Here is a 26,756-nt window from a genome sequence, read left to right as displayed (position 1 = left end):
CACAGTCCAAAATAGAGGGTAGGCATACTAAATTTTAATGTAATCTCTACAAATTCGATAAATTATATAAAAAAAGCACGGCCTTTCTAATAAAGAAAGGTCGTGCTTGTTTATTTGTTATTCATCATTGTCATCGTTATCTTCGTTTTCAATATCTTCATTTACACGATCCATGAAGTCTTGTCTAAGTTCTTGGCGTTCTGTTGAATCTGTATTGTCTGAAGTAGTACTTTCATCCTCTGTTTCAGTATGAATTGTATTACCAGGTGTTTGATCATCAACAATTGATTCACTCTCAGTTGAAGTTTCATCTTCACCTTGTTCTACTTCGGATGTTTCGAGGGCCTCTTCTTTTTTCTCTTCTTCACTTACTTTAGCTACTGTTGAAACGAACTGATCATCACTTAACTTGATGAGACGGACACCTTGAGCACTACGTCCATTTTGTGAAATATCTTGCACATCAATACGGATGATTACACCTGAGTTCGTAACGATCATTAAATCTTCTTCGCCAGTTACAGAAGTAATACAAACGATGTTACCATTACGTTCAGTAATTGTTGCTGTTTTGATACCTTTACCGCCACGATTTGATAAGCGGTAATCTTTGACTGGTGTACGTTTACCGTAACCATTTTCAGTTACTACAAGAAGTTCATCATCACTGCTAGCATGTGCCACATCTAAGCCGACAACTTCGTCTCCTTCTCGAAGCGTAATACCTTTCACACCAGCTGCCGTACGACCAAGTGGACGTAACGTTTGTTCTGAGAAACGGATTAATGAAGCATGAGATGTACCGATTAAGACATCTTCATTACCGTCAGTAAGTCTTACCGCAATTAACTCATCATCATTCTTGAAACTTATTGCGATTTTACCGTTTTTATTAATGTGTGAGAAATTACTTAATGCAGAACGTTTCACACGTCCTTTAAGTGTCGCAAATATTAAGTAATCTTCTTCACTTTCTAAGTCTTTCACGGCAATCATCGTACTGATTTTTTCATCGGAATCTAGCTCTATCGCATTGATAATTGGTATTCCTTTAGACTGACGTGAGAGTTCCGGCACTTCATAACCTTTAAGTTTATACACGCGGCCTTTATTCGTAAAGAACAAGACGTTATCGTGCGTACTCATCGTTACAAGCTGACTGACAAAGTCTTCTTCTAACGTATTCATACCTTGGACGCCACGCCCACCACGATTTTGAGCTCTATATGTAGAAACTGGTAATCGTTTAATGTAATTATTGTGGCTTAATGTAATGACGATTTGTTCTTCAGGTATTAAATCTTCATCTTCAATACTATCTAAACCGCCTAATTGAATTTCAGTGCGACGCTCATCGCCAAAGCGGTCACGAACATCGATAAGCTCATCTCTTACGATTTGAAGTAAGCGTTCTTCATCGGCAAGAATTGCTTGTAACTCTTTAATGTACTCAATCAAGTTGTTGTATTCATCTTCAATCTTGTCACGCTCTAAACCAGTTAGACGTCTTAAACGCATATCGAGAATCGCTTGAGCTTGGCGCTCAGATAACTTGAAACCTTCTTGTAAACGTGTCATAGCCTCTTTATCTGTTTCTGATTCACGAATAATGCTAATGATTTCATCAATGTGGTCTAGTGCGACTCTTAAACCTTCTAAAATGTGTGCACGGTCTTGTGCTTTTTTCAGATTATATTCTGTACGTCTTCTGACTACGACCTTTTGATGATCTAAATATTGTTCTAATGCTTCTTTAATGTTGATCAGTTTTGGTCTGCCGTTCACTAAGGCGATCATGTTTACACCGAATGATGTTTGTAATGGTGTTTGTTTGTATAAATTATTTAGAACGACGCTTGCATTAGCATCCTTTCTAATATCTATAACGACACGTACACCCGTACGTAAACTTGTTTCATCTCGTAAATCTGTAATACCTTCAATTTTTTTATCACGTACGAGTTCGGCAATTTTCTCAATCATACGTGCTTTATTGACTTGATAAGGTACTTCAGAAACGATGATACGTTGACGGCCACCGCCACGTTCTTCGATTTCAGCACGTGCACGCATTTGAACAGAACCACGTCCCGTTTCATAGGCACGTCTAATACCACTTTTACCTAAAATAATACCTGCAGTAGGGAAATCTGGGCCTTGAATATCTTCCATAATTTCAGCAATCGTCAAATCTGGATTGTAACTTAAACTAATTATGCCATTAATAACCTCAGTTAGATTATGAGGCGGGATATTCGTCGCCATACCAACTGCAATCCCTGAAGCACCATTTACAAGTAAGTTAGGGAATCGAGAAGGTAAGACTGACGGCTCTCTTTCTGTACCGTCATAGTTATCTATAAAGTCAATCGTATCTTTATTTAAATCTTTAAGCATTTCAAGCGTCATCTTCGCCATACGGGCTTCTGTATAACGCATTGCTGCTGCGCCATCGCCGTCCATGGAACCGAAGTTACCTTGACCGTCTACTAAAGGATATCGATAGCTGAAATCCTGTGCCATTCTAACCATTGCCTCGTATATTGAAGAGTCACCATGAGGGTGGTATTTACCCATAACGTCCCCGACGATACGTGCTGATTTTTTATAAGGTTTATCTGGTGTCATGCCTTGTTCGTTTAATCCATATAAAATACGTCGATGCACTGGTTTCATACCATCTCTTACATCTGGTAATGCACGAGACACAATAACACTCATCGCATAATCTAAAAACGATTCACGCATTTCACTTGTTATATTCCGTTCATTAATTCTTGATTCAGGTAATTCAGCCATCAAGATATCCTCCTTCAAAAATTCAGATTATTGCTCTAGAAATCTAAATTTGCATAAACTGCGTTGTCTTCAATAAACTGTCTACGGTTCTCTACAATATCGCCCATTAACATTTCGAATGTTTGGTCTGCATCAATTGCATCTTCCAATGAAACTTGTAGCATTGCACGATTCTCTGGATTCATCGTAGTTTCCCATAGTTGATCTGCATTCATCTCACCAAGACCTTTGTAACGTGAAATGGACCATTTAGGTGATGGGTCTAATTCTGATTTTAATTTTTCTAATTCACGTTCATTAAACACATAGTATTTTTGTTTACCTTGCGTTAATTTAAACAATGGTGGTTGTGCAATATATACATAACCCGCTTCGATTAACGGTCTCATAAAGCGATAGAAGAATGTGAGTAATAACGTACGTATATGTGCACCGTCGACATCGGCATCAGTCATAATAACAATCTTGTGGTAACGTGCTTTGCTTAAATCAAATTCACCACCGATACCCGTACCAAATGCTGTAATCATAGAGCGAATTTCGTTGTTATTTAAGATTCTGTCTAGACGTGCCTTTTCCACATTTAGAATCTTACCTCGTAATGGTAAAATCGCTTGCGTTTCTGAGTCACGACCTGACTTTGTAGACCCCCCGGCAGAGTCACCCTCGACAATAAAGATTTCACTGCGCTCTGGATCCTTACTAGAGCAATCTGCAAGTTTACCTGGTAAGCTTGAAATTTCTAATGCTGATTTACGACGTGTCACTTCACGTGCTTTTTTAGCTGCGATTCGTGCACGAGATGCCATAATACCTTTTTCTACTACGATACGTGCCACTTGTGGGTTCTCATATAAGAAACGTTCAAATAGCTCTGAGAAAATCTTATCAACAATTTGACGTACTTCTGAATTTCCAAGTTTCGTCTTTGTTTGTCCTTCGAATTGTGGATCACCATGCTTGATTGAGACGACTGCCGTTAGACCTTCTCGTGTATCTTCACCCGATAATCTCTCTTTGTCTTCTTTAATGATTTTACTATTTAAGCCATAACTATTAAGTACACGTGAAAGTGAACGTTTAAAGCCTTCTTCGTGTGTTCCGCCTTCATATGTGTGGATATTATTTGCGTATGTTAATAAGTTTGTAGCATAACCATTGTTGTATTGTAAGGCAATCTCAACTTCTACATCATCTTTGGATTCATGTACATAAATTGGTTGCTCGTGTAACGGTTCTTTATTCTCATTAAGCATTTCTACATATGATTTAATACCACCTTCGTAATAATACGCATCTTCACGAACTTCCTCTTCTCGTTCGTCTTTTAGACGGATGGCTACACCTTTATTTAAGAAAGCTAATTCTCTAATACGTTGTTGTAAAATCTCATAATTATAAACCGTCGTTTCAGTGAAAATTTCAGGGTCAGCTTTAAATCGAATTTCTGTCCCAGTTTCTTCTTTCGTTTCACCAATAACCTTTAAGTCGAATTGTGGAACGCCTTTTTTGTAGGCTTGATGATAAATTTGTTTATCTTTATGTACATAAACTTCTAGGTCTTCGGACAGTGCGTTTACTACTGAAGAACCTACACCGTGTAGGCCACCAGAGACTTTGTAGCCGCCTCCGCCAAACTTTCCGCCTGCGTGAAGTACTGTTAAGATAACTTCCACTGCTGGACGACCCATTTTCTCTTGGATACCTACTGGAATACCTCGTCCATTATCTGTAACTCTAATCCAATTATCTTTTTCAATCACAACGTTGATTTCATCTGCGTAGCCTGCAAGTGCCTCATCAATACTATTGTCGACAATTTCCCATACTAAATGGTGTAAACCTTTTTCTGAGGTTGAACCTATATACATACCTGGTCGTTTTCTTACAGCTTCTAAGCCTTCTAATACTTGAATTTGACCAGCGCCATAATCTTCCCTGTTGTTCACATCTGACAATGTTTCCACCTTCACTTTCGTTACTTAATAATTTCACCTTGTTGAATTTGAAATAGCTTTGCATTTTTCATAATTTCATGGTCGATACCATCCACAGATGTTGTTGTTACGAACGTCTGTACTTTATGTTGTATCGTACTTAACAAGTGTGTTTGTCTCGAGTTATCTAACTCACTGAGCACGTCATCTAACAGTAATACCGGATACTCTCCAACTTCGATATTCATAAGCTCAATTTCTGCAAGCTTAATCGATAAGGCTGTCGTCCGTTGTTGCCCTTGGGATCCATAAATTTGAGCGTCCATTTCGTTAATATTAAAACCTAAGTCATCTCTATGCGGACCGTAAAGACAAACTGCTCTATCCATTTCACGTTCCTTGTTATCGTTAAGTATTGTTAAGACATCCTCCAAGCGTTCCGTCTCGGTTTTGTTAATAAAGTCTAGCTTCATGCTTGGCATGTATTTCAATACTAATGTTTCGCGATTATCCGTAATTCCAGAATGAATAGGTCTAGCTAGAGATTCTAGTTCGTTTATAAAATGCGCTCTTCTTTGCATCACTTTCAATGCGTATTCAGCAAATTGTTGATTTAAAACTTCGAGCATCGTGCTATCCGTATTATTTCCGTATTGCAATTGCTTCAAATAGTTATTCTTTTGTTTGAGAATACGTTGATACTGTGACAAATCATTTAAGTAAACTGCTGAAATTTGCCCGAGTTCCATGTCGATAAATTTTCGTCTGATTTGTGGCGAACCTTTAACTATATTTAAATCTTCGGGTGCAAATAGTACGACGTTTAAGTGGCCGATGTATTGAGTCAGTCTACTTTGTTCTAAGTGATTGATTTTAACTTGCTTTCCTTTTTTGGTTATATACATCGTTAGAGGCATAACGCCATATCTATAACTTAGTTCACTCTCTATTTTAGCATAATCACTAGAAAAACGTATAAGTTCCTTGTCATTGGATGTTCTGTGGCTTTTCGCTAGCGCTAACGTATAAATAGATTCTAGGAGATTCGTTTTACCTTGAGCATTTTCACCAATGAGGATATTTACTTCTGGATGACAATCTAAAGTAATAGATTCATAGTTTCGATAGTTGTCTAGTTGGAGTGTGTTAAGTTTCATTCTTCACCTTGATGTAAAATCAAAAACGAACCAACTTCTGGTATATCTATGTGATCTTGATGATTTAACTTCTTACCTCTACGCGTTTCACGTTCATCATTGATAAAGACTTCAAAGTCTTGTAAGAACCATTTGGCTTGTCCTCCAGACTCGATAATTCCTTCTGTCTTGAGAAATTGCCCTAATGTAATGTCTCCGTCTACGATGATTTCTTCAACCAAATCAATCACTCCGTTTCTTTATTAGGTCATTCCTATATTATACCTTTTTTGAGGAAAATTTTCATTCAAAATACAGGAAAGAAAGCGATTACTTTAAACTTTATTTACAGAAATTTAAATGATTCTCTCTATATCTGTTTTATATTGTTTTAACTACTTACATTATAGCAAAAATACACACATAGTTTTAATTCATACTGTCGAAAAATAACGACTCAAAAAATGAATTGAAAACTTTAAAAACATAACAATCGTAAAATAATCTAAACTCTCATCCACAAACTTATTTGAATCATATAACGTGTTTTAAGGGTCATTTTGGCTTCAATTTATATATTTTGGTATAAAACCATGCATTTTAATTTATGATTCACTGTGACTCGCTCAGTAGCATTTAAATATGGTATGTAATTTTACATATGATTTTTAATAAAAAATGAGCCTGAGACAAAAATAGGTGTCTCAGACTCTTTATCAATTTGGCAGTAGATGTCTGAATTGAAAATGCGCTTAGAACAAGCTTTTTTCAATCCTAGTTATCCTTATCGAGATGGGACTACGAAATCTCTATTAGAAAATTCGATTTCTGTCCCACTCCCATAGTTGGTTATTAATTTAGTGGTTAAGCATGGGTAATTTCAAATTAATAAGTTCTGATTGGTAAAATTAGTTGTGTCACTGAATCATCATCTTTTGGTTTTAAGATAAATGGTTTCATTGTACCGAAGAATTCAATTTCAACGTCATCGTTATCAATCGCTTTTAAAGCGTCCATCATATATTTTGAGTTGAATGAAATCTTTAAGTTGCCACCTTCGACATTACTTGCAGTAACTTCCTCATTTACAGTACCAATCTCTGGAGATGTAGAAGACAGTTCTACTAACTCATTTCCCGTACTTAACTTAATTACGTTGTTACCACCTTCACGTGCTAATAAAGAAGCACGATCGATTGCATGATAGAAGTCACCGTTATTGATTCCTAATTTAAACTCGTAATTTTCTGGGAATAAACGTGAAGTATCTGGATAATGACCTTCTAGTAAACGAGAGATAAAGTTTACATTGCCTACTCTGAATAAAACTTGGTTTGAAGCAAAGAAAATATCGATGTCATCGTCACTATCTGACATGATTTTATTTAATTCAGATAAAGCTTTACCAGGAATGATGACATTTTTATTTTCAGTCTCATCTTCTAATTCAACTTTTCTGACAGCCAAACGGTGTGAATCGGTTGCAGTGCATATTAATTCATTATCTTGTATAAGCCAGTTGACCCCTGTTAATACTGGGCGTGTTTCTGAGGTGGACACTGCGAAATTCGTTTGTGCAATCACGTTTTTCAATACCTTTACTGATAATTGAATTGCATCATCACGTGATACTTGTGGTAGTAATGGATATTGATCTGGATCTAAACCACTTAAATTAAATTCGGAATGGCCTGATGTGATAAGTGTTTGGAACTGTGCATTTGTTGAAAGTTTTACATCTTTACCTGGTAATTTTTTAATAATATCTACGAAGAAACGACCAGGAAGTACAACTGAACCAGTTTCTGAGATTTCAACAATATCTTCACCGTCTACTTGTTTTGGTATAGTGATTTCAATTGAGATTTCAGAATCAGAACCAGTAAGTATCACTTCGTTGTCTTTAGCATCTAATTTAATACCAGTTAAAATCGGTAATGTTGTTCTTGGTGAGATGGCTTTTAATGTATCGTTAAGTTGATTAATAAAATAATCTCTTCTAATTGTGAATTCCATCGTTAAATAAACTCCTTCCAGTCGTTTATATATAATTATATAGGTTTTAAATTCGTAGTAATAGTAGTAGGTCTTGTGGATTACGGGATAACCCAATAAAGTTCAACAGTGACAACTATTATTTGCTGTGGATAACCTGTTTATAGTGTGTATGACTTTTTCACATTATCCACAATTGTTAAAAACTATTTCTTTTTTTCTATTCCTCAAATTCAGTAATTTAATCTGTTATAGTACAGGTTTTTTACTGATTTCTAATTTCTTTTTCTAAATTTTCAACTTCTTGTTTGAATGTCGCATCATTTTGCATGTCTTTGACAATTTTTTCGTGTGCATGAATCACAGTTGTATGATCACGACCACCAAATTCTTCACCAATCTTCGGTAGTGAGAAATCAGTTAACTCACGAGATAAGTGCATCGCAATTTGACGCGGGTATGCGATTGATTTTGTACGTTTCTTCGCACTGAAGTCTTCAATCTTCACGTTATAGAACTGGCCGACAATCTTTTGTATATCTTGAATTGTAATTTTCTTAGATTTAGGTGCTTGGATAATATCTTTTAAAGCTGCGGCTGTTAGTTCAGTCGTGATAGGTTGTCCTTGTAACTTTGAAAATGCTAATACACGCGTTAAAGCACCTTCTAATTCACGAATGTTTGATTGAATTTGATTTGCAATGTAGTTGAGTGCTTCAGAAGGAATGTTTAAGTTTTCCTCTTCAATTTTTTTATGAAGAATCGCCATTCTCGTCTCATAATCTGGTGGTGTAATATCAACGATTAAGCCCCATTCGAATCTTGAACGTAAACGATCTTCTAACTTTGCTATTTCTTTTGGAGGTCGGTCACTTGAAATAACGATTTGTTTATTCGCTTGATGTAATTCGTTGAATGTATGGAAGAATTCTTCTTGGGTTTGCTCTTTGTTTTGAATGAATTGGATATCATCAATGAGTAAAACATCGATATTACGGTATTTTTCTCTAAATTGTTCTGTTTTATTGTCTCGTATTGACTTGATGAATTCGTTCGTGAACTTTTCACTAGAGGTATAAATTACTTTGGCATTGGGATCATTAGCTAATACGTAATGTCCAATTGCGTGCATTAAATGTGTCTTGCCAAGTCCGACGCCACCATAAATAAATAGTGGATTATACGCTTCGGCGGGTGCTTCGGCAACGGCTAAACTTGCGGCATGAGGAAATCTGTTGCCAGGCCCGATAACGAACGTTTCAAATGTGTTGTGCGTATTGAATTGATCGCCACTTACAGATGCTTCATCTACACCATTGTTCTCTGATTCTTCCTTTTGTTGTGGTGCTGGAGATGAGTTGCTCTTTGAATTCATACTTGCTAATTCATCTTCTGAGTAAAAGACAGGCATGATTTCATGTCCTATTGCTTCGTATAATGCAGTTTGAATAATTTCTACGTAATGAGATTTCAACCAGTTGGCTACAAATGGATCATCAATTACAACGATAGCTTCATCATTTTCTAAGGAATATAGCTTTGTATCCTTTAGAAAGGTTTGATAACTCGGATAGCTTACTTTTTCTTGAGCTAAACTTAAAACTCTTTCCCATATTTCTTGTTCTGACATAATTAACAAACTCCATATTTCATAAATTTTAAAAGTTATACACAGTACACACATATGTGAATAGAAAAAATAACATGTTGTTGACAATTATCCACAAGATACACACAATCAGTGGATAAATAGTTATTTTTTCAAAGTTACACACAGGCATATGTATATAAACCAGAATAATAGACCCTATATGTATCAGTGATTATACGACTTATCCACACAATTATACTTTTTAACATTCATAGATGTCAAATGACTGTGAATATGTTCCTAAACCATGTGGAAAGTTGTGTATAACAATATATTTATCCACAAAATTTTGAAGAATATCTGTGAATAAGTGGATAACTTAGTCGAAGTGAGTAGTATATCAGAAATAATTGAATTTGTACGGTCGGGAAATAATTTATAGTGTATGCATGAAAAATGTATAAGCGATAAATATTACTTATACTTCTTTCGAAAATGTAAGCGAGCTGTTGAAAAAATAGGGGTAAAATCGTATGGCTACAGTGGTTTTGTGAAAGTTTTAGAAAAAATGACCTTGCTTTATAAAATAGATTTTGTTATATTGTAGTAGTTGCTTGAATCGTGACTAATTATTAATGAAGTTAAATCAAGAATAAAAGCAGACTTGTATACGCATTTATCTATAATAATAGTTAAAGAATCGAATAATAAGATGGAGGTGTTTTTACATGGTAAAACGTACTTATCAACCAAATAAACGTAAACATAACAAGGTGCATGGTTTCAGAAAACGCATGAGCACTAAGAATGGCCGTAAAGTATTAGCGCGTCGTCGTCGTAAAGGCCGTAAAGTTTTATCAGCATAAGATCACTGACTCATCAGTGGTCTTTTTTTTGGTTTGAAAAGCAGTAAATATCATAATTTTTGATAAAGTTTTTTTATTTTCATACTTAAATGAAAGATATTTACTATAGAAGGAACTAACATTTACATTATAATAGAATGTAAATATGGAGATAAGCGAGTGATGTTCGTTGGAAAAAGCATATCGAATTAAAAAAAATAGTGATTTCCAAATGATTTATAAAAGAGGGAAATCTGTCGCAAATAGACAATTTGTTATTTATACTAAAACGAATAAAGATTTAGAACATTTTAGATTAGGTATTAGCGTTTCGAAAAAATTAGGGAATGCTGTTGTGCGCAATAAAATAAAAAGAGCAATTCGTGAAAACTTTAAAGTTCATAAAAATGATATTATTCCAATTGAAATTATTGTGATCGCTAGACAACCTGCAAAAGATATGAATACGATTCAAATACAATCAAGTTTGGAACATGTCCTTAAAATAGCTAAGGTTTTTAATAAACGCATATAAATAGGGTAGGGGAGGCGTATTAATAGACGTACGTCAGTCTTACCTAAGACAAACCTAAGTCTAACTTGATGTGATTTTTGAATAATTTATTCGCTTTTAACTGTAATTTTATATACAATATTTTAATGATTATTTTGACGCAAGGAGGCGAGAATGATGATGGATTTAGATACGATAACGAGCATTTCTACCCCGATGGGCGAGGGGGCGATAGGTATTGTTCGTTTATCAGGTAATGAGGCCGTTAATATTGCAGACAAATTATATAAAGGTAAAGAAAGTCTAGAAAACGTTGCTACCCACACGATTAATTATGGCCATATCATCGACCCAGAATCGAATGAAGTTGTCGAAGAAGTCATGGTGTCAGTATTAAGAGCGCCCAAGACATTCACACGAGAAGATATCGTAGAAATAAACTGTCACGGTGGTATTTTAACTATTAATAGGGTGTTAGAATTGACGATGACACACGGTGCACGAATGGCTGAACCTGGTGAATATACTAAACGCGCATTCTTAAATGGTCGTATTGATTTATCACAAGCTGAAGCCGTAATGGATTTCATACGTTCTAAAACGGATCGTGCATCCAAAGTTGCTATGAACCAAATTGAAGGTCGTTTAAGTGACATGATTAAGCGACAGCGACAATCCATCCTCGAAATTCTTGCGCAAGTCGAAGTGAATATTGACTATCCAGAATACGATGATGTTGAAGATGCGACGAATGAATTTTTACTAAAGCAGTCTAATCAAATTAAACAAGAAATAAACCAGTTACTAGAGACTGGAACGCAAGGTAAAATAATGCGTGAAGGTTTATCAACAGTCATCGTAGGTAAACCAAACGTCGGGAAGTCTTCCATGTTAAACAATCTCATCCAAGATAATAAAGCGATTGTAACTGAAGTTGCAGGGACAACAAGAGATACATTAGAAGAATACGTCAATGTACGTGGCGTACCGCTAAGGCTAGTTGATACAGCGGGAATTCGAGATACTGAAGATATCGTAGAACGTATCGGTGTTGAACGCTCTCGTAAAGCATTAAGTGAAGCGGATTTAATCTTATTTGTAATTAATTATAATGAAGGTTTAACTGAAGAAGATCGTAAATTATATGAAGTAATCAAAAATGAAGATGCCATTGTTATTGTTAATAAGATGGACTTAGAACAAAATCTAGATATAGATGAAGTTAAGGAAATGATAGGCGATATGCCATTGATTCAAACTTCTATGTTAAAACAAGAAGGCATTGATCAATTAGAAATACAAATTCGAGACTTATTCTTTAGTGGAGATGTCCAAAATCAAGATATGACCTATGTATCTAATTCAAGACACATTTCATTACTTAAACAAGCAAGACATAGTATACAAGATGCAATTGACGCAGCCGAATCAGGGGTGCCAATGGATATGGTTCAAATTGATTTGACGAGAACTTGGGAAATTTTAGGCGAAATTATCGGAGAATCAGCGAGCGAGGAATTGATCGATCAACTATTTAGTCAATTTTGCTTAGGTAAATAAAAAGGAGGAAAAATTATGGCTCAAAAATATGATGTAATAGTAATAGGAGCCGGTCACGCAGGGATTGAAGCTGGTCTTGCATCTGCAAGACGCGGCGCCAAAACGTTGATGTTAACAATTAACTTAGATAATATCGCATTTATGCCTTGTAACCCGTCAGTTGGTGGACCAGCGAAAGGTATAGTCGTACGTGAAATCGATGCTTTAGGTGGTCAAATGGCTAAAACAATCGACAAAACGCATATTCAAATGCGTATGTTAAATACAGGTAAAGGACCAGCAGTAAGAGCCTTACGTGCACAAGCAGATAAAGTGTTATACCAACAAGAAATGAAAAAGGTTATTGAAGATGAAGATAACTTAGATATTATGCAAGGTATGGTAGACGACTTAATCATTGAAGATGATGTGATTAAAGGTGTACGTACAAATATTGGTACTGAGTATTGGTCAGAAACTGTTATCGTTACGACAGGTACATTTTTACGTGGAGAAATCATCCTAGGAAATATGAAATACTCAAGTGGTCCAAACCACCAATTACCATCTATCTCATTAGCAGATAACTTAAGAAGTTTAGGGTTTGATGTTGTACGATTCAAGACTGGTACACCACCACGTGTTAATGCTAAGACAATAGACTACTCTAAGACGGAAATCCAACCTGGAGATGATGTTGGTCGAGCATTCAGCTTTGAAACAACTGAATATATTTTAGACCAATTACCATGTTGGTTGACTTATACTAATGGAGAAACGCATCAAGTGATTGATGATAATTTACATTTATCAGCGATGTATTCCGGCATGATTAAAGGTACAGGCCCAAGATATTGCCCATCAATTGAAGACAAATTTGTTCGTTTCAATGATAAACCACGTCACCAACTATTCCTTGAACCTGAAGGACGTAATACGAATGAAGTTTACGTGCAAGGTTTATCTACAAGTTTACCTGAACACGTACAACGTCAAATGTTAGAAACGATTCCAGGTTTAGAAAAAGCGGACATGATGCGCGCAGGCTATGCAATCGAATATGATGCAATTGTTCCAACACAATTATGGCCTACATTAGAAACTAAAAAGATCAAAAACTTATATACAGCTGGTCAAATTAACGGAACATCTGGATATGAAGAAGCGGCTGGCCAAGGTATCATGGCTGGAATTAATGCGGCAGGACGCGTGCTAGGTAAAGATGAAGTTATCTTAAGTCGTTCGGATGCATATATCGGTGTGCTCATAGATGACCTAGTAACTAAAGGTACAAATGAACCGTACCGTTTATTAACATCAAGAGCAGAATATCGTTTATTATTAAGACATGACAATGCAGACTTACGTTTAACTGATTTAGGTCATGAAATTGGATTGATTTCTGAAGAGCGCTATGAACGTTTTAATGAGAAGAGAAAAATGATAAAATCAGAACAAGAACGTTTACAAGGTATTCGTATTAAACCAAAAGATCGCGTACAAGAAATCATTGAAGCACAAGGTGGATCACGCTTGAAAGATGGTATCTTAGCGTTAGAACTATTACGCCGTCCAGAAATGACGTATGATGTAATATTAGATATTCTAGAAGAAGAACCACATTTACCATCAGATGTTGCAGAACAAGTAGAAATTCAAACAAAATACGAAGGTTATATCAATAAATCATTACAACAAGTTGAAAAAGTAAAACGTATGGAAGAAAAGAAAATTCCAGAAGACTTGGACTATGATCAAGTCGATAGCCTAGCAACAGAAGCACGTGAAAAATTAGCAGAAGTAAAACCGTTAAATATCGCACAAGCTTCACGTATTTCTGGGGTAAATCCGGCTGACATCTCAATCTTACTTGTATTTTTAGAACAAGGTAAAATTCAAAGGGTGAATAATTAAATGTCTATACAATGGTTAACTGAGCAATTAAGCACGCACGGTATAGAATTAACTTCAGAACAACAACAACAATTTCAAACGTATTATCAAATGCTTGTCGAGTGGAATGAAAAAATGAACTTAACAAGTATTACTGAAGAACATGAAGTGTATTTGAAACATTTTTATGATTCAATTGCACCAAGTTTTTATACGGATATCGATTTAACGCAATCACTAACGATATGTGACGTGGGTGCTGGTGCTGGTTTTCCAAGTATACCGTTAAAGATTATTTATCCAAATTTAAAGGTAACAATTGTCGATTCTTTAAATAAACGGATACAGTTCTTGAATCAACTAGCGGACGCTTTAGATTTAAATGATGTACATTTTATTCATGATCGTGCAGAAACATTTGGTAAAGGAGACTACCGGGAGTCTTACGATATTGTTACCGCACGAGCAGTGGCAAGACTTTCAGTATTGAGTGAATTATGTCTGCCATTAGTGAAGAAAGGCGGACAATTTATCGCTTTAAAATCATCTAAAGGCACTGAAGAATTAGAAGAAGCAGCTTTCGGTATAGGTGTATTCGGCGGTAAAGTAAACGATACAGTGTCTTATGAGTTACCAGAGGATGCTGGCGAAAGACAAATGATTAAGATTGATAAGCGTAGTCTCACGCCAAAAAAATATCCAAGAAAACCGGGCACACCAAATAAATCTCCACTATTAAAATAGTGAAGATAAGGTGAAACGATTAATTTAGAGGAGCGCGTGTTGAAAATGAAAAAACCTTTTTCTAAATTATTTGGTTTAAAAAATAAGGATGACATTGCTGGCTATGTTGAAGAAGATTATAATAATGTAGAATCCATTCACATTGAACGCATAGTGCCAAACCGTTATCAACCTAGACAAGTATTTGAGCCAAATAAGATAAAAGAACTTGCAGAATCAATAGAAGAACATGGTTTATTACAACCCATTGTCGTTCGTCCAATTGAAGAAGACATGTTTGAGATTATAGCGGGGGAACGTCGATTTAGAGCATTACAACATTTAAACAAATCTTACGCTGATGTGATTATTAGATTCTTAGATGACGAAGAAACAGCGGTTGTAGCTTTAATTGAAAATATTCAACGCGAGAACTTATCAGTTGTTGAAGAAGCAGAAGCATATAAAAAATTACTAGACATCGGTGATACAACGCAAAGTGAACTTGCTAAGAGTCTAGGTAAAAGTCAAAGTTTCATCGCAAACAAATTGAGATTGTTGAAATTAGCACCTAAAGTTATCCAAAGGTTACGTGAAGCTAAAATCACTGAACGTCATGCGCGCGCTTTACTCAGTTTAAAGAAAGAAGATCAAGAACAGATTGTTGAAATTATCATTAATCAAAATCTTAATGTTAAACAAACAGAAGCACGTGTAAAACAAAAAGTAGGCCCGGAAAAAGTTAAAGCTCAGAAATTTGAATTTGCTAAGGATTTAACTGCTGCACGTGAAGAAGTAGGTAAAAGCATTGAAGCCATTGAAAAAAGTGGTGTCAATGTTGAACAACGTGCAAAAGAGTATGATGACTATTATGAAATAAAGATAAAATTATACAAAAGATAATACGTCGGTCAGTCTTAAATTGTAAAAATGATACCCATATATAAACTCGTCGATTCGGATTTATTCGAATTTGACGAGTTTTTTATGTTTCGATCTAATATAAAATAATAATTTCAATATTGTGAAAACTTCAATATTGTGATTAAATTAAGAAAACGCTTACATTTTAAAGGGGAGATTAAAATATGATTACTTTTATCGTATCTATTATTTTACTCATCGTCGGGTATTTCACATATGGTAAGTATATTGATCGCATGTTCGGTACGAAAGATGACAGACCGACACCAGCATATGACCAACAAGATAATGTCGATTATTTACCGATGAAAACATCATCTAATTCATTAATTCAACTATTGAATATTGCAGGGGTAGGGCCGATATTTGGACCAATTATGGGGGCATTGTATGGTCCAGTTGCATTTATTTGGATTGTTGTAGGTTGTATCTTTGCAGGTGCAGTTCACGATTATTTGACTGGAATGATTTCAATTCGTAACAAAGGGGCACATTTACCTGAATTAGCCGGGAAATTTTTAGGTAAATTGATGAAGCACTTCGTAAATATTTTCTCTATCTTATTATTGTTATTGACGGGTACAGTATTCGTAACAAGTCCAGCATTGTTATTACATAATTTATTTAATAGCAAAGTGGCATTAGGAATCATTATCTTTGTGATTTTCGTATATTATATTTTATCTACAATTTTACCAATCGATAAAATCATTGGACGCATTTATCCAATATTTGGAGCTTTATTATTAATTAGTGCGGTAGGTGTAGGGTTCCGTCTAATTCAAACTGGAGCACCAATTCCTGAGTTAAGCCTTAAAAATATGCATCCAGATGGTGCACCTATATTCCCATTATTATTCTTTACTATTACATGTGGCGCATTGTCCGGTTTCCATGCTACACAAACACCAATCATTTCTCGTACTACTAAAAAAGAGAAGAACGCACGTTTTATCTTCTACGGTATGATGATTGCTGAAGGTATCATTGCGATGATTTGGGCAGCAGCTGGTATGAGTTTATTCCATGGGTATGATGGTTTAAATGAGGTTCTTGCTAAAGGTGAAGCGGCGTTAGTTGTAAGCAAAGCTTCTACGTTATTACTTGGTTCAGTATTTGGTACGATTGCCGTGCTAGGTGTTATCGTTCTTCCTATCACAAGTGGGGATACTTCTTTCCGTAGCGCAAGAATGATCATTGCAGATTATTTAAATTATAGTCAAAAAAGCATGTTAAATAGAGTTATCGTTGCTACACCGTTGTTTATTATAAGTTTTGTATTAACTCAAGTAGATTTCACGATATTATGGCGTTATTTTTCATGGGCAAATCAAACAACAGCCGTTGTGGCCTTATGGGTCGGAGCGATGTACCTCTTAATCGCTAAGAAGAATTTCTGGGTAGCGGCCATTCCAGCCGTATTTATGACTTGGAATATCTTTACTTACATTTTGAGTCAAAAAATAGGTTTCGGTTTAGATCTCAATCTCAGTTATATACTAGGCTTTATATTAACTTTAATGTGGATTGCCTATTTTGCTTACCAGTATAAAAAACGCACATCAGGCGTACAATTCGAACTCGATTATGTGATTAAAAAAACTGGCAAATTTAGAGCGACATAAGGAAGATTTCGTTTCGTGGCATAATCCTCGTCATTGCCCTATTATGTGTTTACTTGTCAAATATATAAAAAAAGAACGCGACGTGATGTCGCGTTCTTTTTATGCGTTAGAATTCACTTTTTAAAATACTGAAGATAAGTGTGTCTCTATATCCTTCTTCAAGTCGTATATTTTGTCTTAAAACCGCTTCATGTTTCATGTTAGCCTTCTGTAACACAATGCCTCCAGCTACATTTCTTGCATCGATAGCACTCCAAATTCGATTTAATTTCAATACTTTGAAGCCATATTTGATAATTGTTTGTGACATACTTGTAGCGATACCGTGATCCCAATATTCAGGATGTACAATAAAGCTTAATTCGGCACTGTTATTTGCTTTGTCATGTATAAGTTCGATTGAACCAATCACTTTATCAGTATCAGCATCTACAATTACATTGTAAATCCATTCAGAAGATTTCTCTAAAATGGTATCAATCAATTGTTCTGTTTCTTCGTAACTTTGTATATCCCAAGTTAGATATTGCGTTACTTTTGGTGAAGAATATAATTCATGAATATCTTCAATATCTGTTTTCATTAAATCTCTAGTATAAAAATCCATCCGCTTCACTCCTTATATATTGCGGTTTATTCAGTTAATAAGAATTGTCTAATTTTATCCAATCATAACACTCGGAATTCCAAAAACAAAATAAAGATATATTAAAGGTTAAATATCAACAATTGTATTACTTTTGTTTATTAATAAACGTATTAATAGAAGTATACATCAATGCTTTATTTTCATAAAAACCAAATTGAGAAGATAATTTCTATTGCTAACACATTGCAATGTAACTAAATGATTTCAAAACGGTGACAGTACAAAAGGCCTTGAGAGCGTTAGTTTTCAGAATATTTTGTAGGTACTGAGACTGAGAATATATTTCAATTAGAGGTGTGCTTTAGCATACTACTGTAAACTTTGTCTTGATTTTAACACGTTGTGAGACGGTTTTATTAATTTGCTGTAACCTATGAAATTAAAATCTGCTGTATAGTATTCAACATCATCTAATTATTTAATTAGAAATTTTTAAAAGTACAGTCTTTGCTTTTGCAAAACTGTATTGGGAGGATTTTAATTATGAGAAAAACAATTTTAACTACTATAGCAGCAATTTCATTAGGTGCTACTGGTGTAGGTGCTAACGCAGCACACGCTGAACAAAATAATTGTGCACCAGGCCAAGCTCAAAAACAAGTTGCACAACAACAAGGTGAGCAAAGAGGTCAATCAGCAGAACATCAAAATTATCATGCTAAGCAAAATCAACAAGATAAGCATCAACCTAAACATGTAAAATTTGAAAATAAAAAAGATGATAAAAAGCAAAATAATGTAACTCCAACTCCAGTACCACAACAAGATCAGTCATCTTCAGACGATGCATCATCTGATAGTGATAGCACTTCTACAACGTCATCATCTGAGTCAAGTGATGATAGCAGTGATTCAACATCATCAGATTCAACAAGTAGTTCAAGCACTTCAGATTCTAGCAGTGACAGTTCAGACTCTACAGATTCATCAAATTCAACTGATTCAAGTAGCGATAGCTCAGATTCAGTATACAGTCAATTTATCGCTGCAGGTGGTACTAAAGAATTATGGGAAAGCATCGTTTTACCTGAATCAGGTGGTGACCCAGATGCAGTAAACTCAGCTGGATATAAAGGATTAGGTCAAACCAAGGAATCTTGGGGAACTGGTTCAGTAGAAACACAAACAAAAGGTATGATTAATTACGCTGAAGAACGTTATGGTTCTATCGAAGCGGCCATTGAATTCCGTGAAGCTAACGGTTGGTGGTAAGCTTTAAGCGTTATAATTCAAAAGTCATAAAGTGAAATATAGACTAAAGTTCATTCTCCATATAATTTTTAAAAATCGCTACGGTTAAGTCTGTTCGAACTTAACCCGGGAAATATAGAACAATAACGGATAATTGTCCCTAGATCCGTTTCTAAATAAGACTTATAGACATTTTAACACCCTAATATAAAACACCCCCTCAAATTAATAAAAAATAAGACTCCCTTCCTAGTAGTTATTTAAAATACTGCTAGTGGAGGGAGTTTCATGTTGCAAAATATTAGTAATAACATTCGAGGTCACATGATTTTGAGAAAATTCATTCAAAAAATAAAAAGTCTTTAAATAAATCTTTATTTATATCTTAGTTTTGTTAGACTATAAATAAGTTTTTATTTGGTGATCAAGCATGGGGGTAGTTATGGGAACACAAATGCATTTAGCTTCACTTATTTATAGTACTGGATTACATCAAGCATCTTGGAGATTAACTGATTCTCCAATTGAAAGGATCGGAGATATAGAATATCAAATTGAAATTGCTCAAATGGCAGAACGAGGTTGTCTTGATGCGATATTTTTAGCAGATGGACAATACGTATCAGGTGAAAGTACAGGACATCTTTCGTATTTTTTAGAGCCTTTAACAACACTTACTGCAATTTCACGACACACGCAATATATTGGTTTAATAGGGACAGTTTCTTCCACATTTTATGATCCGTATAATGCTGCACGACTTTTAGGAAGTTTGGATCACATTAGCCAAGGTCGAGCTGGTATGAATATCGTGACTTCACAAATGGATGTTGAAGGTCAAAATCATTCGATGGCGCAATTACCGCCGCTACAAGAAAGATATGAACGAGCAGAAGAGTTTGTCGCAGTGTTAAAGAAATTATGGTCTTCTTTTAATCCAAGGGCATTAATTCATAATAGAGATACAGGTCAGGGTATAGATGCACAATTTCTAGAAGAAATAAATCACAATGGTAAATACTTTCAAATAAATGGGCCTCTCAATATACCTTCAAGTCCTCAAGTGTATCCTTTGTTGTGCCAAGCTGGTACTTCTATCCCAGGGAGAGAGCTCGCTGCTAAGCAAGTCGACGTTATCTTTTCAATCGCATGGAATCAAAGTGATTCCAAAGCATTTTCTAAAGATTTAACTGAAAGGACTCAGAAGTATCGCAACATTAAAGATAAGCCACTCATTCTACCAGGATTAACAGTATATGTTGCAGATACTGTTGAAGAAGCACAGAAAAAGGTAAATGAACTGGACCAATTTGTCGATAACGAAGATAAATTATTACAAATTGAACGTAGTATTGGTCAGGATATCTCACAATGGCAGATGGATGAACCAATCCCATCTTTGCCACGGTATGAAGATTTAACTGTAAAAATAGGATCTAAAGCTCGATATGAAGCGATTCGTCATGCGATTGAAACAGAACATCTTACATTACGTGAGTTATTACAGAGGGTTAATACTTGGATGGGGCATAAAACGATTGTAGGAGATCCTGTGATGGTTGCTGATACGATGCAGGAATGGTTTGAAACGGGGGCATGTGATGGCTTTATATTAATGCCACCTACGTATCCAGACATGTTTGAAAATTTTATCGATAAAGTGATACCGATTTTACAAGAACGTGGGTTGTTTAGAACAGAATATAAAGAAAAGACCTTGAGAGCAAGGTTTAAGAGAGAGGTAAATTAACATTAAAAATTCAAATTGGAAATCAAAGTTAGATTGGCCCGTATTTTTAATAAGTGGAGGGCTACTTGTATTATTTGTAATCATGTCAATTGTATTCACTAAAGAAACATCGGATGTAGTTAATCAAGGATTTAAACTATCTATTAGTTATTTTGGTGCATTTTGGCAAGTGTTGTTACTTGTGACGTTTGCAGTAGGATTATTTTTAGCATTTTCTCGTTATGGTCGTGTTAGATTAGGCAATGCGTCCCAACCAGAAATGAGTTATTTTAAGTGGGCAGCGATTGTTATTACGTCTGGACTTGGAGCTGGAGCGATTTTCTGGGCTGCGGCTGAACCGATGTATTATTTTATTGATGTACCACCGACGATGGGTTCAGGTATTGATAATAAAAGTAAAGCAGCAATTCCGGCTGCGATGGCACAAAGCTTTACTTCTTGGGGTTATACGGCTTGGGCTATTTATGGTGCGGTCAGCGGTATCATTATCATGTATGCACACTATAACAAAGGTTTGAAAATGCGCCCACGAACTTTGTTATTTCCAGTATTTGGTCAGAAAATCGAAAATAATAAAGTGGGTTCGCTCATAGATGTATTTTGTATTATAGGTGCTGTTGCAGGAACAATCGGCACAATTGGATTTTTCGGGTTTCAGTTCAGTTATTGGTTACATAGTATTTTTGGAATTCCTGATAATATCGTAACGCAAATATTATCTGTCGTAGGGCTGATGATTATCGTGTCTATCTCAGCGATGACAGGAATTGAAAAAGGGATTCAATTTTTAAGTAAAGTGAATGTTTGGTTAGCGATTGCAGTTGCAGTATTTATAGTGCTAATTGGACCAGGAAGGTTTATTGTTGATACATTTATTTCTTCTTATGGTGTCTATCTGACGAAATTTTTAGAAATAGGCACGTTTAGAGGAGATGACAAATGGGCTGGCACGTGGATGTTGTTCTTCTTCGGTTGGTTTATCGGTTACGGCCCACTCATGGGTATGCTTGTGGCTCGTATTTCTCGAGGTCGTACAATTCGTGAAATATTTATACTTGTTTCTATCGTGGCAGCAGTTGTTTCTCACATTTGGTTTACTATCTTAGGTGGTAGTGGATTATTTTACGAAATTAAGAAAAGCGGAACCATTAGTAATCCGTTAAATGACAATGGACTACCTGCAGCCGTGATTTCAATTGCTACCCATTTACCTCTAGGCGTAGTGTTAGTTGTAGCGTTGCTCTTATTAACGTTAATCTTTGTTATTACGACAGCAGATACGATGTCCTATTCTATTTCAATGTCTGTAACAGGTGAAGGTGATCCGCCGAAGATTATCCGTTTGTTCTGGGTTGTGATAATGGCCGTAATTTCAATCATCCTTATCAATATTGGTGAAGGTAGTATTAGTGCAATTCAGTCATTTATTATCGTGACAGCTGTACCTATTTCGTTAATTATGTTGCCTGTCATTTGGACTGCTCCAAAAATTGCACACAAATTAGCAATACAACAAAACATCATTGAAAATGGACAAAATAAAAAGAACGACAAAGATTTTTAGTTTTGGATAATAACTAAAACGAATAGAATACGTTAGAATTAATATGTGGTGAATTTATAAATAATAAAGGAGCTTAGAAAATCGTATGCAGTCTATTAAATCAGTAGCAGCACAATTAGACGTTTCGAGAAATTCATTGCGATATTATGAAAAAGAGGGTTTAATTGGACCAATACAACGAGATCCCAACGGTGTTAGACAATATAATGAACAAGATATCGAAACAATTTATAAAATTGTGCATTTACGTGCTATGGGAGCAACAATCAAAGAAATTAAAAGTTTGTTACATGAACATGATGTAGCACAATTAGATGAACAGTCATTAAAGGATATTGTGCGGTTTTTAGGGGAATTAGATAATAGGTTAACTCAAAATATACAGGAAATAGAAAAGCAAAAATCAAAAATTAGCCAAAAAATTGACCGACTAAATCAGCAAGTTGAAAATAAATAAATAAAAGCCGAGAGATACAATAATGATAAATCTGTAATTTTTCGTACTAAGAAATTAAATACAGATCTACTTTATTCCCTCTCGGCTTAATTATTATTTCAAATTAATGCATTTTACCAGTTGAGCTGGCCTTCTTTATTACTAAAAGTTATATTGATAGAATTATCCTCACTTGAAGCAAGCTCCACGGTACGGATAACACCTTCTTCTACAGGTCTAGCTCCCATTTCTCTTGCTAATTCTGGTGTAGCACCGCCGAATTCTGTAGCGACCATGCCTGGGCATACGGAATTGACAGTGATGTGGGATTCTTCATTTGCTTGAAGTTCTTTGCCAAGTCGAATCGTCCACATATTAAGCGCAGCCTTGGAAGCTTGATAACCAACTGCACTCGCATCATAAACTTGTGAATTCGGATCGGTTGCAGCACTCAATGATCCCATAATGCTAGAGATATTGATAATCTTCGCTTCTTTATTTTGTTTTAATAGTGGTAACATTGCTTGTGTTACATCTATGACCCCGAAAAAGTTAACGTCAAAGTCTTTTCTCATAGTGTCTGTTGATAGTTGTGAAGGTTGTTGAAATTCATCTAAAGCAATACCAGCGTTATTGATTAAAATAGACAGATACCCGTATTGTGTTTTTATATATTTTGAAGCGGCTTCGATCGTCGTTTTATTTGTTACATCAAGAACAATATATTCTGCTTCAATACCTAACGCTTTTAATTTTTGTACGGCAGATTCGCCTTGATCAGCACTACGACTTCCTACTAAGATGTGTTGCCCTTTTTGACCAAGTTCTTTAGCAATTTGAAAGCCCATTCCACGATTGGCTCCAGTGATTAGTGTGATAGTTTTAGTTGTATCCATGAATCGTGTACCTCCTAAAATTAAGATGTACGAGTACTATACTAGGTTCGTCCTACGCTAAGTCAACACAAATGTTAGCGTAAAAATTTTATTTAAAATGAACACCCCAACCCACAACTTAATTTCATAAAAATTAACTTTTTACTCGAAAACAGCTTAATTAATAGGAAAAGGTATATACATATTATATAAGATTCATTATACTTAAAAACATGCTTATTTTAATTTATTAAGGAGAAGGAAAATGAATATCCTAAAAAGAATGTTTCAAAGACCAGATGTGTCTCTGTTTCAAAATAAAGATGCACATCTAGAAAGGACGCTTCGAGTTAGAGATTTCTTAGCACTTGGTGTAGGGACAATCGTATCGACAGCAATATTTACTTTACCGGGTGTCGTAGCGGCAGATCATACAGGACCATCAGTCAGTTTATCGTTTCTTGTATCAGCGATTGTAGCCGCACTTATTGCGTTTGTTTATGCTGAAATGGCAACTGTTATGCCGTTTGCTGGTTCGGCTTATACTTGGATTAGTATATTGTTCGGTGAATTCTTTGGTTGGCTCGTTGGTTGGGCACTAATCGCCGAATACCTTATCGCCGTCGCATTTGTAGCTTCAGGATTTTCCGCGAATTTGCGTGGATTGTTAAATCCGTTTGATATTAAGTTACCAAACAGTTTATCGAATTCATTGGGTACCAATGGTGGTATTGTTGATATCATTGCAGCCATTGTCATCGTTATTACAGCACTGTTGTTATCTAGAGGGGCTTCTGAAACGGCACGCGTTCAAAATACGTTGGTTGTATTAAAGATATTAGCAATTTTATTATTTGTCGTGGTAGGGTTAAGCGTTGTTAATGTCGGACATTATGTTCCATTTATCCCAGAATACAAAATGACTGAAGCAGGTGCATTTGGTGGTTGGCAAGGCATCTATGCAGGGAGTTCAGTCATCTTTATTTCCTACATAGGGTTTGATTCAATTGCAGCCAGTTCTGGTGAAGCGATTAATCCACAGAAGACAATGCCACTAGGTATACTAGGCTCATTGATTATAGGTGTGACTTTATTTATCATTGTTTCACTCGTATTAGTTGGTATGTTCGATTATACAGCTTATAAAGATAATGCAGAGCCTGTGGGATGGGCTTTACGTGAAAGTGGACACGGTGTTATTTCAGTTATAGTTCAAGCTGTATCAGTGCTAGGTATGTTCACTGCTTTAATAGGAATGATGTTAGCAGGTTCTCGTTTACTTTATTCGTTCGGTCGTGATGGTTTGTTACCAAAATGGATCGGGACCCTTAATAAAAAGAACTTACCGAATAGAGCGCTCATCGTTTTAACAATCATTGCAGTGATTATCGGTTCAGTGTTCCCATTTGGATTTTTAGCTCAATTGATGTCTGCAGGAACGCTTGTAGCCTTTATGTTCGTCGTTATAGGACTCTTCAGTCTGCGTCGTCGTGAAGGGAAAGATTTACCAGAACCGTCATTTAAGTTGCCATTATATCCATTTACTCCAGTGTTGATACTGATTTGTGTCTTTGCTGTATTTTGGGGATTAAGTGGTCAAGCGAAATTCTATACTTTACTATGGTTTGTGGTCGGTATTATTTTCTACGGATTCTACCTTATTAAAAGTAGTCTCAAAAAAGAATAGAAAATGACATTGAACACCTGTCGAAAGATAGGTGTTTCTTTTTGTGTCTTTTTATAGTAAAATTATGTTGCAAATGCAACAAAATGAGGTGAGATTTCCTTGAAAGATATATTAAGAGATATTGGGGTTATTGCGAGAGCATTAGAGTCTATTAGCAATATTGAATTTAAAGAAATTGACTTAGCTAAAGGTCAGTTTGTTTATTTAGTAAGAATTTATGAAAATCCAGGCATTATACAGGAGAAATTAGCGGAATTAGTGAAAATTGATCGTACGACTGCTTCAAGAGCAATTCGTAATTTAGAGAAAAATGGCTTTATTTACAAACAAGCAGACGCAACGAATAAGAAAAATAAATTGCTGTATGCTACAGAAAAAGGGAAATCAATCTATCCATTTATCATACGGGAAAATGAACATTCTAATTCGGTGGCACTTGAAGGATTTACTAAAGAAGAAATTGAAACATTATCAGCAATGTTGAAACGCGTGAATAATAATATTTCTGAAGATTGGCATTTAGTTAAAAAAGGTAATAAGCGACATTATTAAAGGATGTGCATAGATATGATTAGAGAAGTAACTCAAGCAGATTTAAAGCAACTGCAACAAATAAGTTATCGTACGTTTGATGAAACTTTCCGCGCTCAGAATAAAAAGGAAAATATAGACAATTACTTAGCAACTGCTTTTACCGAAGAGAAATTATTGAAAGAATTAGACTGCTCGCATTCTTATTTTTATTTTATTGAACATGATGCGCAATTAGCAGGTTATTTGAAACTCAATACGTTAGATGCACAAACTGAAGATGTTGCATCAAATAGTTTGGAGATTGAGCGTATTTATATTTTGAAAGATTTTCAAAAAGCAGGTTTAGGTAAGGCATTGTTTAATTTGGCTTTACAAGTTGCACAAGATAAACAATGTGACAATATTTGGTTAGGTGTATGGGAAAAGAATGACAATGCAATACAGTTTTATAAAAAGTTAGGTTTTCAAACCGTTGACGCACACGCATTTATGATGGGAGATGAACGACAAATAGATCATATTATGATTAAACGATTAAAGGGGGAATAG

The 26,756-nt window shown here is 35.4% G+C and carries 22 protein-coding genes; 14 read left to right on the top strand and 8 right to left on the bottom strand.

What is annotated here, in order from left to right; genetic code table 11:
• Positions 1 to 117: 117 nt before the first annotated feature.
• From gyrA to dnaA, 6 genes are all read right to left on the bottom strand, one after another.
• The gene (gene gyrA / locus NGI30_RS10365; protein ID WP_251943742.1) at positions 118 to 2,799 is read right to left on the bottom strand and encodes a DNA gyrase subunit A; all 2,682 of its coding nucleotides are present in this window, start codon (positions 2,797 to 2,799) and stop codon (positions 118 to 120) included.
• Between the two features lie 35 nt (positions 2,800 to 2,834).
• Complete coding sequence (gene gyrB / locus NGI30_RS10360; protein WP_418129335.1) at positions 2,835 to 4,766, bottom strand: DNA topoisomerase (ATP-hydrolyzing) subunit B; 1,932 nt, start codon at positions 4,764 to 4,766, stop codon at positions 2,835 to 2,837.
• An 11-nt stretch (positions 4,767 to 4,777) separates the two neighbouring features.
• Positions 4,778 to 5,893 (bottom strand): DNA replication/repair protein RecF, encoded by a 1,116-nt coding sequence (gene recF, locus NGI30_RS10355; protein WP_251943738.1) that lies wholly within the window; start codon positions 5,891 to 5,893, stop codon positions 4,778 to 4,780.
• Complete coding sequence (gene yaaA / locus NGI30_RS10350) at positions 5,890 to 6,123, bottom strand: S4 domain-containing protein YaaA (RefSeq protein WP_251521630.1); 234 nt, start codon at positions 6,121 to 6,123, stop codon at positions 5,890 to 5,892. The genes recF and yaaA overlap by 4 nt, the downstream gene beginning before the upstream one ends.
• A gap of 634 nt (positions 6,124 to 6,757) precedes the next feature.
• On the bottom strand, positions 6,758 to 7,888 hold the full coding sequence (gene dnaN, locus NGI30_RS10345) for a DNA polymerase III subunit beta (RefSeq protein WP_251521628.1): 1,131 nt from the start codon (positions 7,886 to 7,888) through the stop codon (positions 6,758 to 6,760).
• Between the two features lie 244 nt (positions 7,889 to 8,132).
• Entirely contained in the window at positions 8,133 to 9,497 is a 1,365-nt protein-coding gene (dnaA, locus tag NGI30_RS10340) for a chromosomal replication initiator protein DnaA (RefSeq protein WP_251943736.1), read from the bottom strand.
• Positions 9,498 to 10,186: 689 nt separating this feature from the next.
• On the opposite strand from dnaA, the gene rpmH reads away from it, so the two are divergent.
• The 7 genes from rpmH to NGI30_RS10305 all read left to right on the top strand — a co-directional run bounded on the left by rpmH (position 10,187) and on the right by NGI30_RS10305 (position 17,521).
• On the top strand, positions 10,187 to 10,324 hold the full coding sequence (rpmH, locus tag NGI30_RS10335) for a 50S ribosomal protein L34 (protein WP_251943734.1): 138 nt from the start codon (positions 10,187 to 10,189) through the stop codon (positions 10,322 to 10,324).
• Between the two features lie 169 nt (positions 10,325 to 10,493).
• On the top strand, positions 10,494 to 10,838 hold the full coding sequence (gene rnpA, locus NGI30_RS10330; RefSeq protein WP_285813503.1) for a ribonuclease P protein component: 345 nt from the start codon (positions 10,494 to 10,496) through the stop codon (positions 10,836 to 10,838).
• A gap of 159 nt (positions 10,839 to 10,997) precedes the next feature.
• On the top strand, positions 10,998 to 12,377 hold the full coding sequence (gene mnmE / locus NGI30_RS10325) for a tRNA uridine-5-carboxymethylaminomethyl(34) synthesis GTPase MnmE (RefSeq protein ID WP_251521938.1): 1,380 nt from the start codon (positions 10,998 to 11,000) through the stop codon (positions 12,375 to 12,377).
• A gap of 15 nt (positions 12,378 to 12,392) precedes the next feature.
• Entirely contained in the window at positions 12,393 to 14,270 is a 1,878-nt protein-coding gene (gene mnmG, locus NGI30_RS10320) for a tRNA uridine-5-carboxymethylaminomethyl(34) synthesis enzyme MnmG (RefSeq protein ID WP_251943732.1), read from the top strand.
• Complete coding sequence (gene rsmG, locus NGI30_RS10315) at positions 14,271 to 14,993, top strand: 16S rRNA (guanine(527)-N(7))-methyltransferase RsmG (RefSeq protein WP_251943729.1); 723 nt, start codon at positions 14,271 to 14,273, stop codon at positions 14,991 to 14,993. It begins immediately after the preceding gene.
• A gap of 45 nt (positions 14,994 to 15,038) precedes the next feature.
• Complete coding sequence (locus NGI30_RS10310; RefSeq protein ID WP_251521610.1) at positions 15,039 to 15,875, top strand: ParB/RepB/Spo0J family partition protein; 837 nt, start codon at positions 15,039 to 15,041, stop codon at positions 15,873 to 15,875.
• A gap of 185 nt (positions 15,876 to 16,060) precedes the next feature.
• A complete protein-coding gene (locus tag NGI30_RS10305) occupies positions 16,061 to 17,521 on the top strand; it encodes a carbon starvation CstA family protein (RefSeq protein WP_251943727.1) in 1,461 nt (486 codons plus the stop codon).
• Between the two features lie 106 nt (positions 17,522 to 17,627).
• On the opposite strand, the gene NGI30_RS10300 is transcribed toward NGI30_RS10305, so the two are convergent.
• Positions 17,628 to 18,128, bottom strand: a complete 501-nt coding sequence (locus NGI30_RS10300; protein WP_251943726.1) for a GNAT family N-acetyltransferase — start codon at positions 18,126 to 18,128, stop codon at positions 17,628 to 17,630.
• Positions 18,129 to 18,653: 525 nt separating this feature from the next.
• Here NGI30_RS10300 and NGI30_RS10295 point away from each other — a divergent pair.
• The 4 genes from NGI30_RS10295 (at position 18,654) to NGI30_RS10280 (ending at position 23,132) form a co-directional block, all read left to right on the top strand.
• Positions 18,654 to 19,382 carry an aggregation-promoting factor C-terminal-like domain-containing protein gene (locus NGI30_RS10295; RefSeq protein ID WP_251943722.1) on the top strand — a complete coding sequence of 243 codons (729 nt, stop codon included), beginning with the start codon at positions 18,654 to 18,656 and terminating at the stop codon, positions 19,380 to 19,382.
• 421 nt (positions 19,383 to 19,803) lie between these two features.
• Positions 19,804 to 21,111 (top strand): NtaA/DmoA family FMN-dependent monooxygenase, encoded by a 1,308-nt coding sequence (locus NGI30_RS10290; RefSeq protein WP_251943720.1) that lies wholly within the window; start codon positions 19,804 to 19,806, stop codon positions 21,109 to 21,111.
• Between the two features lies 1 nt (position 21,112).
• Positions 21,113 to 22,675: a BCCT family transporter gene (locus tag NGI30_RS10285; RefSeq protein ID WP_286009878.1), complete on the top strand. Its 1,563-nt coding sequence runs from the start codon at positions 21,113 to 21,115 to the stop codon at positions 22,673 to 22,675.
• Between the two features lie 85 nt (positions 22,676 to 22,760).
• On the top strand, positions 22,761 to 23,132 hold the full coding sequence (locus NGI30_RS10280; protein WP_251943716.1) for a MerR family transcriptional regulator: 372 nt from the start codon (positions 22,761 to 22,763) through the stop codon (positions 23,130 to 23,132).
• Between the two features lie 113 nt (positions 23,133 to 23,245).
• Here the strand turns inward: NGI30_RS10280 and NGI30_RS10275 are convergent, their stop codons facing one another.
• Positions 23,246 to 24,007, bottom strand: coding sequence for an SDR family oxidoreductase (locus NGI30_RS10275; RefSeq protein ID WP_251943714.1), 762 nt, complete (start codon positions 24,005 to 24,007; stop codon positions 23,246 to 23,248).
• Positions 24,008 to 24,251: 244 nt separating this feature from the next.
• Here NGI30_RS10275 and NGI30_RS10270 point away from each other — a divergent pair, with 244 nt between their 5' ends.
• From NGI30_RS10270 to NGI30_RS10260, 3 genes are all read left to right on the top strand, one after another.
• Entirely contained in the window at positions 24,252 to 25,673 is a 1,422-nt protein-coding gene (locus tag NGI30_RS10270) for an APC family permease (protein ID WP_251943712.1), read from the top strand.
• A 99-nt stretch (positions 25,674 to 25,772) separates the two neighbouring features.
• Entirely contained in the window at positions 25,773 to 26,225 is a 453-nt protein-coding gene (locus NGI30_RS10265; RefSeq protein ID WP_251943710.1) for a MarR family winged helix-turn-helix transcriptional regulator, read from the top strand.
• Positions 26,226 to 26,240: 15 nt separating this feature from the next.
• Complete coding sequence (locus NGI30_RS10260) at positions 26,241 to 26,756, top strand: GNAT family N-acetyltransferase (RefSeq protein WP_286009871.1); 516 nt, start codon at positions 26,241 to 26,243, stop codon at positions 26,754 to 26,756.

It is taken from the genome of Staphylococcus sp. Marseille-Q5304, assembly GCF_943737015.1.
GTDB lineage: Bacteria > Bacillota > Bacilli > Staphylococcales > Staphylococcaceae > Staphylococcus > Staphylococcus hsinchuensis.
Note: the sequence above shows the minus strand (reverse complement) of the source record. Positions and strands in the feature narration are given on the sequence as shown.